This is a genomic window from Sphingomonas sp. Leaf343 (assembly GCF_001423765.1).
Lineage (GTDB): Bacteria > Pseudomonadota > Alphaproteobacteria > Sphingomonadales > Sphingomonadaceae > Sphingomonas.
In genome coordinates, this window is sequence record NZ_LMPG01000001.1 from 136,348 (window position 1) to 147,293 (window position 10,946).

8 protein-coding genes are annotated in these 10,946 nt (G+C 69.3%); 2 read left to right on the forward strand and 6 right to left on the reverse strand.

All coding sequences use genetic code 11. The features are described from left to right. Positions 1 to 61 precede the first annotated feature (61 nt). Together ASG07_RS00510 and ASG07_RS00515 are read left to right on the forward strand one after the other, a co-directional pair. Positions 62 to 2,446 carry a TonB-dependent receptor gene (locus ASG07_RS00510; RefSeq protein ID WP_236694461.1) on the forward strand — a complete coding sequence of 795 codons (2,385 nt, stop codon included), beginning with the start codon at positions 62 to 64 and terminating at the stop codon, positions 2,444 to 2,446. A gap of 2 nt (positions 2,447 to 2,448) precedes the next feature. After that, entirely contained in the window at positions 2,449 to 3,771 is a 1,323-nt protein-coding gene (locus tag ASG07_RS00515; protein ID WP_055840727.1) for an alkaline phosphatase family protein, read from the forward strand. A 280-nt stretch (positions 3,772 to 4,051) separates the two neighbouring features. Here ASG07_RS00515 and ASG07_RS00520 read toward each other — a convergent pair whose 3' ends face one another. From ASG07_RS00520 to ASG07_RS00545, 6 genes are read right to left on the reverse strand one after another with little or no spacing between them, the layout of a single operon-like run. After that, a complete protein-coding gene (locus ASG07_RS00520; RefSeq protein WP_055840730.1) occupies positions 4,052 to 4,855 on the reverse strand; it encodes an SGNH/GDSL hydrolase family protein in 804 nt (267 codons plus the stop codon). 26 nt (positions 4,856 to 4,881) lie between these two features. After that, entirely contained in the window at positions 4,882 to 6,186 is a 1,305-nt protein-coding gene (gene hisD / locus ASG07_RS00525) for a histidinol dehydrogenase (RefSeq protein ID WP_055840733.1), read from the reverse strand. Further along, positions 6,183 to 6,842: an ATP phosphoribosyltransferase gene (gene hisG / locus ASG07_RS00530; protein ID WP_236694462.1), complete on the reverse strand. Its 660-nt coding sequence runs from the start codon at positions 6,840 to 6,842 to the stop codon at positions 6,183 to 6,185. Before hisG ends, hisD begins: the two co-directional genes overlap by 4 nt. A 42-nt stretch (positions 6,843 to 6,884) precedes the next feature. Beyond that, positions 6,885 to 7,544, reverse strand: coding sequence for a response regulator (locus tag ASG07_RS00535; RefSeq protein WP_055840735.1), 660 nt, complete (start codon positions 7,542 to 7,544; stop codon positions 6,885 to 6,887). After that, positions 7,541 to 8,941 (reverse strand): DUF4118 domain-containing protein, encoded by a 1,401-nt coding sequence (locus ASG07_RS00540; protein WP_156361675.1) that lies wholly within the window; start codon positions 8,939 to 8,941, stop codon positions 7,541 to 7,543. The genes ASG07_RS00535 and ASG07_RS00540 overlap by 4 nt, the downstream gene beginning before the upstream one ends. A 32-nt stretch (positions 8,942 to 8,973) precedes the next feature. After that, positions 8,974 to 10,875: a potassium transporter Kup gene (locus ASG07_RS00545; protein WP_055840741.1), complete on the reverse strand. Its 1,902-nt coding sequence runs from the start codon at positions 10,873 to 10,875 to the stop codon at positions 8,974 to 8,976. Between the last annotated feature and the right edge of the window lie 71 nt (positions 10,876 to 10,946).

Sequence of the window (10,946 nt, forward strand, 5' to 3'; positions counted from 1 at the left end):
TCATCCGGTGGGAACATGGCCCCGCTCACCGGGAAGCATATCCGTTCAAGGGGCTGTAATCATGATCGCCAAGTTTCTGATGCTCGCGGGCGTCGCGCCTGCGGCGCTGTTCGCGCAGGCCGCCGTCGCGCAGGACATGTCCGTGCAGGCCGCCGCCGCTGCTCCTGCCGCCGCCGATATCACACCCGAAGATCAGGCCACTCCGGATCAGGCTGGCCCCGATCAGGCGGGCGGGGACATCGTCGTGCTCGGCTTCGGCCAGAGCCGTCAGGTCCAGACCGTCACTGCCAGCGATCTCGAGCGCCTGACGCCCGGCACGTCGCCCCTGAAGGCGGTTGCCAAGCTGCCCGGCGTCAATTTCCAGTCGTCGGACGCGTTCGGTGCGTATGAGTGGTCGACGCGGATCAGCCTGCGCGGGTTCAACCAGAACCAGCTCGGCTTCACGCTGGACGGCGTGCCGCTCGGCGACATGAGCTACGGCAACGTCAACGGCCTGCACGTCAGCCGCGCGATCATCTCCGAAAATCTCGCCAGCACCACCGTCGCGCAGGGCGCCGGGTCGATCGGTACGGCATCGACCAGCAACCTCGGCGGCACGTTGCAATTCGTCAGCCGGACCCCGTCCGACGCATTCGATATCGTCGGCTCCGGCACGTATGGCAGCGACGACACGTACCGCGCTTTCGTCCGCGTCGACTCCGGCGATCTGGGTGAGGGTCTGAAGGGGTATCTCAGCTACGGCTTCCTTCAGACCGACAAGTGGAAGGGCTATGGCAACCAGCGCCAGCATCAGGCGAACGGCAAGATCGTCAAGGACATCGCCGGGCTGGGCAGCATCACCGCGTTCCTGAACTTCTCCGACCGGCGGGAAACCGATTATCAGGACCTGAGCCTCGACATCATCCGTCGCCGCGGCCTGAACAACGACAATATCGGCGACAACTACCCGCTCGCGCTGCAACTGGGGCAGATCTACGCCAACCAGACGGTCCGCGCGGGCAGCGGTGCCGCGCCCTTGCCCTATCCCTCCGCGGGCCTCGCTTTCCCGTCGGGGATCGGCACGATCGACGACGTGTATTACGACGCGGGCGGCCTGCGTCGCGACTGGCTGGGCGGGGTGACGTTCGACGCCAAGCTGTCGCCGGAGCTGTCGGTCGTCTCGACCAGCTATTACCACAAGAACAAGGGGCAGGGATCGTGGATCACGCCCTATGTCGGTACCCCCGCCGGTGCGCCCGACGGCAATGGCGGCACGCTGACGGCCGGATCGCCGCTGTCGTTCCGCACCACCGAATACGGCATCGATCGCGCCGGCAATTTGACGCGGTTCGCGTACGAGACGGCCGTCAACAGGCTGGAGGTCGGCGGCTGGGTCGAGAGCAACAGCTTCAATCAGGCGCGCCGCTTCTATGGCATGACCAGCGCCGCGACGCCCAATCGCGAGACGCTGGCGTTCCAGAAGGACCCGTTTGCGACGCAGTGGAACGGCAAGTACGACACTTTCACGCTGCAATATTACGTCGCCGATACGCTGACGCTGGGCGACCTGACGCTGAACGGCGGGTGGAAGGGGATGCGCGTCCAGAACCGTGCGAACCTGACCACCGGTACGCTGGTCGCGGGTGAGATCCAGTCGAAGGACTGGTTCCTGCCGCAGGTCGGCGCGGTGTTCCGCCTCGGCGGCGGCGCGGAGGTGTTCGCCAGCTACACGGAAAACATGCGCGCGTTCGTGTCGTCGGCGACGACTGGCCCGTTCGCGATTACGCAGGTCGGGTTCAACGCGATCCGCAACACGCTGAAGCCGGAAACGTCGAAGACCGCGGAGGGCGGCGTGCGCCTGCGCACCGGCGGGCTGCAACTGTCGGCGGTCGGCTATTATGTCGATTTCTCGGACCGGCTGCTGACCTTCGCCAACGGGGCGGGCATCATCGGCAACCCGCCGACGCTGAACAATGCGGGCAGCGTCGAGAGCTATGGCGCGGAACTGTCCGCCTATTACCGGATCGCCGGCGGCTTTTCCGCCTTCGCCAGCTATTCGTACAACAAGGCGACGTATCAGGACGACGTCCGCAACGTCGCCGGCGCGGTGCTGACCGCGACCGAAGGCAGGACCGTGGTCGATACGCCGGAGCATATGGCCAAGGGCGAACTGGTGTTCGACAATGGCAGCTTCTTCGCGCGTGCCGGTGCGGATTACATGTCGAAGCGGTACTTCACCTACCTCAACGACCAGTCGGTCGGTGCGCGCGTGCTGGTCGATGCCAGCATCGGCTATCGCTTCCCGGCGCTGGGCGGGCTCGCGATCGAGGGCAGCGTGACCAACCTGACCGACAAGGAGTATATCTCCACGATCGGCTCCAACGGCTATGGGGCCAGCGGCGACAACCAGACGCTGCTGGCGGGTGCGCCGCGTCAGTTCTTCGTCTCCCTGCGCAAGGGGTTCTGACGATGCTGCGGCGTCTCCTGTTCGTGGCGGCGGCGCTGCTGACGACCGGCGAGGCTTCGGCCTCGTCGGTGCTGCTGATCTCGCTCGACGGGCTGCGGCCCGCCGACGTGGCGCAGGCGAAGGCGCGGGGCATGACACTGCCCGCGCTGACCGCGCTCGCGGCGGAGGGTGCGTCGGCGGAGGGGGTGATCGGCGTCCTGCCGACGCTGACCTACCCCAGCCACACCACGCTCGTTACCGGCGTCTCCCCCGCGAAGCATGGTGTGTCGAACAACCTGACCTTCGATCCCGATGTGAAGAACCAGACCGGCTGGTACTGGTATGCCAGCGACGTGCGCGTGCCGACCCTGTGGGCCGCGGCGCACGCGAAGGGGCTGACGACCGCCAACGTGCACTGGCCGGTCACGGTCGGCGCGCCCGGTATCGACGCCAATCTGCCGCAGATCTGGCGCACCGGCACTGCCGACGATCCCAAGCTGCTCGCCGCGCTGGCGACGCCCGGACTGTTGCCCGAACTGGAGAAGGCGGTCGGCACAGCCTATGCGCAGGGGATCGACGAGAGCGTCGAGGGCGACGCGAACCGCGTCCGCTTCGCCGCTGCGCTGATCGCGGCGCGCAAGCCCGCCTTCACCACCGTCTACCTCGCCGGGATCGATCACGAGGAACATCGCAGCGGCCCCGGCTCCGCCGCCGCCAACGCCGCGATCGAACAGACCGATGCACTGGTCGGCCAATTGGTCGCCGCCGCCCGCAAGGCGATGCCGGACGTGACGATCGTGCTGGTGTCCGATCACGGGTTCCAGCCGATCGCGACCGACATCAACCTGTTCAAGCCGTTCCTCGACGCCGGCCTCATCACGCTTGGGCCGGACGGCAAGCCGACCGGGTGGGAGGCGATGCCGTGGCTCGCGGGCGGCACCGCGGCGGTGCGGCTGGCGCGCCCGGACGACGCCGCGCTGGTGGCGAAGGTCGCGGCCGTGCTGGCGAAGACGGCTGCCGATCCGGCCTATCACATCGCCACCGTCATGGACCGCAGTGCGGTGGCGAAAGCCGGTGGCGCGAGCGAGGCCAGCTTCTTCGTCGCGCTCCAGCCGGGTTACGAGACCGGTCGCGATCCGGGGGCGCCGATCGCAAAGCCGGCGGCATACAAGGGCATGCACGGCTATGTCCCGACCGATCCGGCGATGCGATCGACGTTGATCGTGGCGGGACCGGGGATCGGGCCCACCGATCTGGGCGTGGTCGACATGCGCGCCATCGCGCCGTCGATCGCGCGGGTGCTGGGCGTGACCCTGCCGGATGCAGAGGTGAAGCCGGTGTTTTGAGGGGGGGCGTCACCTTTCCCGTTATTGCGAGCGCAGCAAAGCAATGGCCTTCGCCGCGGTGGCAGAAGATGTGGACCGGTTCCGGGCGGATGAGCAGTTGCGCTACCAAGCATCCGTGCTCCCGGGAAGGCGGGAGCCAGTGCCTTGGTTCGACAGGCGTAGACCGCTTTGGTTCACTGGGTCCCGCCTTCGCGGGGATACGGGGCCCAGCGCGGAGGGATCACGTCCGCCGGCATAACAGTGCGCTGGCGTTCGGCGGCATCTCACGCCGCCTCGTTCCCTACCGCGTCGCGTGGGCGATCGCGGCGAGCGCCACGGGGCGCATCGCCGCATAGCCCGCCTCGGTCGGATGCACCCCGTCGCTGGCCAGTCCCGGCTTCATCGCGCCGTCCGCCGTCGCCAGTACGGGGTGGTAATCGACCCACTGAAAGCCGTTCGCCGCCGCATATCCCTTGGCCCAGGCATTTATCGCGGCAATCTGCGGCGCGGGCTTCTTATCCTTGCGCCATGGAAACTCGATCGCCGGCGGCACCGAGGCGATGACGACACGGATGCCGTTCGCCTTCGCCAGCTCGGCCATGCTGCGGATGTTTCCTGTCACGGTCGCCATCGTCGCCGCGCCGGTGTTGCCGGCGATGTCGTTGGTTCCGGCCATGATATGCACGGCCTTCGGGTGGAGGTCGATCACGTCCTGACGGAAGCGGACCAGCATCTGCGGCGTGGTCTGCCCGCTGATGCCGCGCCCGACGACGCCGTTCGCGAACAGCGCCGGGTCCTTCTGCGCCCATCCCTCGGTGATGGAATCGCCCATGAATACGATCCGCACCGGCGTCTTCGCCGCGATCAGCCGGGCGTCGTCTGCGGCATAGCGACACAAGCCGCCGAAATCGCGTGTCTGCAGATGCAGCCGGTAAGCCGCCTTGGCCTTGTCGTCGATCGGGGCGGGATGCACGATACAGGGTCGATCGACGATGCCGACCGGGTCGGACGCGTAGTCGTCGGGGGCCACGATCTGCGCGCAGATCGGAGAGATGAACGGCACGCCCAGCAGCAGCGACATGGCGGTGACAGGGCGACGAAGCATCAGGCTCTCCTTCGAGGTAGTGGCGATCAGGATTCTGGCCGGTTCAGCCGCAATCGCAACGCGACGGAGCGGGCATGGGCGGGCAACCCTTCCGCCTCCGCCAGCGCCACGGTTGCCGGGCCGAGTTCGGCGAGTGCGCTCTCGTCCAGCCCCAGGAAGCTGGTGCGTTTCATGAAGTCCAGCACCGACAGCCCGCTGGCGAAGCGCGCGCGCCGGCCAGTCGGCAGGACGTGGTTCGGTCCCGCGACGTAATCGCCGATCGCCTCCGGCGTATGGCGGCCGAGGAACACCGATCCGGCGTGACGCACCCGGTCGAACAACGCCTGCGGATCGTCCACCGCCAGTTGCAGATGCTCGGGCGCGAGACGGTCGACCAGCGGCAGCGCCTCGTCCAGATCGCGGACCACGACGATCGCGCCGTTCGCCTCCCATGCGGTTCGCGCCACGATTTCGGTCGCCAGTGTGGTCAGTTGCGCCTCGACCGCGGCGGCGACGCGATCGGCGAAGGCGGCGTCGTCGGTGAACAGGATCGACTGCGTCGTCACGTCATGTTCGGCCTGACTCAGCAGGTCGGCGGCGATCCAGTCCGGATCGTTCGCGCCATCGGCCACGACGACGATCTCCGACGGTCCGGCGACCATGTCGATCCCGACGACGCCGTAAAGCTGGCGCTTGGCCTCCGCGACCCAGGCGTTACCCGGTCCGGTGACGACGTCGACCGGCGCGATCGGCCCCGCGCCGTACGCCAGCGCAGCGACACCCTGCGCACCGCCGACGCGGAATATTTCGTCCACGCCCGAAAGATGCGCGGCCGCGAGGACCAGCGGGTTGATCTCTCCGTTCGGTGTCGGCGTGACCATCGCCAGCCGCTTCACGCCCGCGACCTTGGCCGGGATCGCGTTCATCAGCAGCGACGACGGATAGGCCGCGCGTCCGCCCGGCACGTACAGCCCGGCCGCGTCGACCGCCGACCACCGCGCGCCCAGCCGGACGCCCGCCGCATCGACATAGTCGCTGTCCACCGGCCGCTGACGCTCGTGATAGGCGCGGATGCGGGTGGCGGCGAGGTCGAGCGCGGCGCGCAGGCCCGGTTCGAGTGCGTCATAGGCGGCGGCGCAGGTCGCGGCGTCGATCCGCCAGCCGGTCTGGTTCAGGTCGTGACGATCGAATTGCAACGTCAGCTCGGCGACGGCGTCCGCCCCGTGCGCCTTCACGCGCGCCAGCATCGCCGTCACGTCGCGCGTCACGTCGGCGGCGGATTCGCGCCGGCCCTCGACCAAAGCGTCGAATGCTTCCGCAAAGCCGGTGTCGGTCGTGTCGAGCCGGATCATGCCGCGATCGCTCCGGCAACGGCGCGGCGGAACGCCTCTACCAGCGGCACCACGTCCGGCCGCGTCTTCATCGCGGCGCGGTTGACGACGAGGCGGCTGGTCACGTCCATGATGCGCTCGACCTCGACCAGCCCGTTTTCCTTCAGCGTCCGGCCCGACGACACGAGGTCGACGATCCGCGGCGCGAGGCCCAGCGTGGGGGCGAGTTCCATTGCGCCGTTCAGCTTGACGCATTCCGCCTGCACGCCGCGGCGTGCAAAATGGGCGGCGGTGACGTGCGGGTATTTGGTGGCGACGCGGACGTGGCTCCACCCGCGCGGGTCGTCGCGCTCGGCCATCGCGACCGGCTCCGCGACCGAGAGGCGGCAATGACCGATGCCGAGATCGACGGGCGCGTAGAGTTCCGAATAGTCGAACTCCGCCAGCACGTCGGACCCGACGACGCCCAGTTGCGCCGCGCCGTGCGCCACGAAGGTCGCGACGTCGAACGCGCGGACGCGGATCAGCTCGATCTGCGGCACGTCGGTGGCGAAGCGCAGCGCGCGGCTGTCCTCGTCGGCGAAGGCGGCTTCGGGGCGGATGCCGGCGGCGGCGAGCAGGGGCAGCGCCTCGCTCAGGATACGCCCCTTGGGCACGGCGATGATGAGGGGTTTCACGTCCCGCGCCTTACCGGTGCGCCGCGAGGGGCGCAACGCGCCTCACACCACCAGCCGGTATCCGATCCCCGGCTCGTTCCGGATCAGCACGGGGCGTGACGGATCGTCCTCCAGCTTCACGCGCAACCCGCGTGCGGCGACGCGCAGATAGGCGATATCTTCGACATGCGCCGGGCCCCAGATCGCCGTCAGCAGCTGCGCGTGCGTGACGATCCGCCCCGGATGCGTGGCGAGCATCGCCAGCAGCGCGTATTCCTTGCGCGTCAGATGCACCTCCGCGCCGGCCTTCGTCACCGATCGCCGGTCCGCATCGATCGTCACGTCGCCGGCCGTCACGACCCGGGCCGGCACTGCGCCGCGACGGCGCAGTGCCGCACGGAGGCGTGCGAGCAGTTCGTCGCCGTCGAACGGCTTGGTCACGTAATCGTCCGCACCCAGATCGAGTGCCGCGACCTTCTCCGCCGCGGCCTCGCGCGCCGATACGATCAGCACGGGGGCGGTGCTGATCCGGCGGATGTCGCTCAGCACCTCCAGCCCGTCGCGGTCGGGCAGGCCGAGGTCGAGCAGCACCGCCTCCGCACGCGGCACCAGCCCCATCGCCGATCGCGCATCGCCCGCCTCCGCCACGTCGTACCCGCCGCGCGACAGGATCGTCGCCAGCAGCCGCCGCACATGCGGTTCGTCATCCACGATCAGGATCATGCGATGCGGAAGCCCACTGTGAAGATCGCGCCGCCGCCCGGCCGGTTCGCCGCGGTCACCCTCGCGCCGAACGCTTGGGAAAAGGCGCGGACGATCGCGAGGCCGAGGCCGCTGCCGCCATCGCGGTCCGAGCCGGCGAACCGGCGGAATCGGGTGAAGACATCGTCTTCGTGTCCGGCCGGAATACCCGGTCCCGCGTCGGACACGGTCAGCACCGCGCCCTCGACCACAATGGCGATCGGCCCCCCTGAAAACTTCGCGGCATTGTCGATCAGGTTGAGGAGGACGTGGTGGAGCAATCCCGGATCGGCCTGCACCAGCGGCGCATCGGGTGCGATCGTCACCGTCACGTCGCGTCCCGCCAGCATGCCCGCGGCATCGTCCAGCACGCTGGCGACGGCGTCGGTCAGGTCGACCGGCTCGATCGCGACCGCCACCGCCCCACCCTCGACCCGCGCCATGCCGAGCAGATTGTCGATCCGCCGCGCCAGCCGCTGCGCCTCCGCCACGATCGTTCCTCCGCCCGCCAGCGCGCGTCCCTCGCCGAGAATGACCGTCAGCGGCGTGCGCAGGTCGTGGCCCACCGACGACAGCAGCGCGGCGCCCAGTTCGCTGCGCCGCCGTTCCTCGCGGATCGCCGCCTGTTGCTCGGCCAGCCGCAGCCGGCCGATCGTCTGCGCCGCCGCCGCGATCATGCCCCGGATCAGCGAGCGCCGCCCCGCCGGCACCGGTGGGGTGCCGTCGACGCGGGACAGCGCGATCAGCGCCACCCGCTCGCCCCCGGCGACCACCGGCCAGTAGAGCCGGTCGGCGCTGTCGATCACGCCGCTGCCGCGCCCCGCCGGCTCTCCGTTCGCCAGCGCCCATTCCCCCGCCGCGCGGTCGAGCGGCGCGGCGACCGCGATATCGGGTTCGCCCAGCGCCGCCGCGTCGACAGCGAAGGCGGTGGTCACCGCATCGATCAGCAGCGCCAGTGCCGCACCCTGATCGCCGGCATCGGTCATCGCCCGCTCCAGCATGGCCAGCCGCCGCTGGTCGGCCGCCAGCGCCTCCGCCGCCTCCCGCGCCGCGCGCAGCCGTCCGGCGAGCTGGCTGACCGCGCCGGCGACCAGCAGAAGCACCAGCGTCGTCGCGACGTTGTCCGGATCGGCGATGCGCAGCGTGAAGCGCGGTTCGATGACGAAGAAGTTGAACGCCACCGCGCCGCCGCCCGCGGCGACCAGCCCGGCGACCAGTCCGCCCCGCGCCGCCGCGATCATCACCGGCAGGATGAACAGCAGCGCCAGACTGCCCGGCCCCAGCCATGGCGACAGCAGCATCGCGGTGACGCCGACCGCCGCCACGCCGAGCAGCGCCACGGCGATGCCGATCCGGCGGCTGACGATCCCATCGGTCATGCGGGCGTCCTGCCGCCTCGGATCGCCCACGTCTACACCTCGATCCGGCTGCCGAGTTCGACGACGCGGCCGGGCGGAATGCAGAAGAATTGCGTCGGGTCGGTCGCGTTCTTTTGCAGGAAGAGGAAGATCACGTCCTGCCAGAACGGCATCCCCTGACCCTTCGCCGCGCCGATCGAGTTGCGGCCGATGAAGAACGACGTTCCGCCCTTGTCGCGGGGCCAGCGCGGATCGCTCAGCAGGTCGGCCGGGATGTCCGGCGTATCCATATAGCCATAGGTCAGGGTCGCACATTCGAACAAATCGCCCAGCGCCGTCATCCGGAGCCGGTCCGGTGCCGCGACATAGGGAGTGTCGGCGGTCCGCACCGTCAGCACCACGTTGTGCGCGTGCAGCACCTTGTTGTGTTTGAGGTTGTGGAGCAGCGCGGCCGGCGCCTCGTGCGTCTCGCGCGTCAGGAAGACGGCCGTGCCCTCGACCCGTTCGGGCGGCCGACGCCCCAGCGCGGCGGCGATGTCGGCCAGCGGCACGCTGTCGCCCGACGTCCGCTCCGCCACCAGCGCGCGCCCGCGCCGCCACGTTGCGATCACCAGCCCGACCAGTGCCGCGACCAGCAACGGCACCCAGCCGCCTTCACTGACGCGCAGGATGTTGGCCCCGAAGAAGATCAGGTCGATCGCGAGCAGCGGCACGATCAGCGCCAGCGCGGTCGCCAGCTTCCACTTCCACAGCCGCGTGACGACGATGAACGCCAGACAGGTGGTGATGACCATCGTTCCCGTCACCGCGATGCCATAAGCGGCGGCCATCGCCGACGAGCTCTGGAAGGCATGCACCAGATACAGCACGCCGATCAGCACCAGCCAGTTGATGAGCGGGATATAGATCTGCCCGGCATGATGCTGCGACGTCTGGCGGATCGCCATCCGCGGCAGCAGCCCGAGCGCGATCGCCTGCTGCGTCAGGCTGAACGCGCCGGTGATGACCGCCTGCGACGCGATGATCGTCGCCAGCGTGGCGAGTACGACCAGCGGCGCGCGAAGCTGGTCGGGGGCCATCAGGAAGAACCAGTCGGCGTTGGCGAACGGCTTGCCCGCCGCGGTCGCCGTTTCCAGCGTCGCGAGCGCGAACGCGCCCTGTCCCAGATAGTTGAGCACCAGCGCCGGAAAGACGAGCGCGAACCAGCCGATGCGGATCGGCTGCGCCCCGAAATGACCCATGTCGGCGGTCAACGCCTCTGCGCCGGTCACGGTCAGGAACACCGCGCCCAGTACGAACAGCCCGGCGGTGCCATGACTGGCGAGGAAGGTCGCCGCATGCCACGGGTTGAACGCCATCAGGATACCGGGCCGGTCCAGCACGTGCCACGCCCCCAGCGCCCCGATCGCGAGGAACCACAGGACACAGACCGGCCCGAACACGCGCGCGACGCTGGCGGTCCCGCGCGACTGCACCGCGAACAGCGCGATGAGGATCACGACGGTCATGCCCATGATCGCGGGCAGCGACAGCCCGCCCAGGCCCGGCACCGTCTTCAAGCCTTCGACGGCGGACAGGACCGACAGGGCCGGCGTGATGATCGCGTCGCCGTAGAACAGCGCCGCGCCTGCCGCGCCGAGCAGCAGCACCAGCCCGCCGCGCTGCGCCGTGCCCGATCGGCTGGCCAGCGCCATCAGCGACAGCACGCCACCCTCTCCGTTGTTGTCGGCGCGCAGCAGGAACAGCACGTATTTGACGGTCACGATCAGGATCAGCGCCCACAAGGCGAGGCTCAGCACGCCGACGATCTCGCCCGCATCGATGCCACCCGCCGCCGACTGCGCCAGCGCCTCGCGAAACGCATAGAGCGGGCTGGTGCCGATATCGCCGAAGACGACGCCGATCGCGCCGAGCGTCAGGGCGGCCGTTCGGCCACGGGGAGAATGCTGGTCCATCCCGCCGCTGAACCACGCAGGGGCGTAAAGCCGCGACGGGGAATACCGGCTGCCGGCATAAAGATGTCGTA

What these genes read in the sequence shown, in the direction of transcription:
- ASG07_RS00510 (WP_236694461.1), top strand. Translation starts at nt 62, where the DNA reads ATGATCGCCAAGTTTCTGATGCTCGCGGGCGTCGCGCCTGCGGCGCTG.
- ASG07_RS00515 (WP_055840727.1), top strand. Translation starts at nt 2,449, where the DNA reads ATGCTGCGGCGTCTCCTGTTCGTGGCGGCGGCGCTGCTGACGACCGGC.
- ASG07_RS00520 (WP_055840730.1), bottom strand. Translation starts at nt 4,855, where the DNA reads ATGCTTCGTCGCCCTGTCACCGCCATGTCGCTGCTGCTGGGCGTGCCG.
- hisD (WP_055840733.1), bottom strand. Translation starts at nt 6,186, where the DNA reads ATGATCCGGCTCGACACGACCGACACCGGCTTTGCGGAAGCATTCGAC.
- ASG07_RS00535 (WP_055840735.1), bottom strand. Translation starts at nt 7,544, where the DNA reads ATGATCCTGATCGTGGATGACGAACCGCATGTGCGGCGGCTGCTGGCG.
- ASG07_RS00540 (WP_156361675.1), bottom strand. Translation starts at nt 8,941, where the DNA reads ATGACCGATGGGATCGTCAGCCGCCGGATCGGCATCGCCGTGGCGCTG.
- ASG07_RS00545 (WP_055840741.1), bottom strand. Translation starts at nt 10,875, where the DNA reads ATGGACCAGCATTCTCCCCGTGGCCGAACGGCCGCCCTGACGCTCGGC.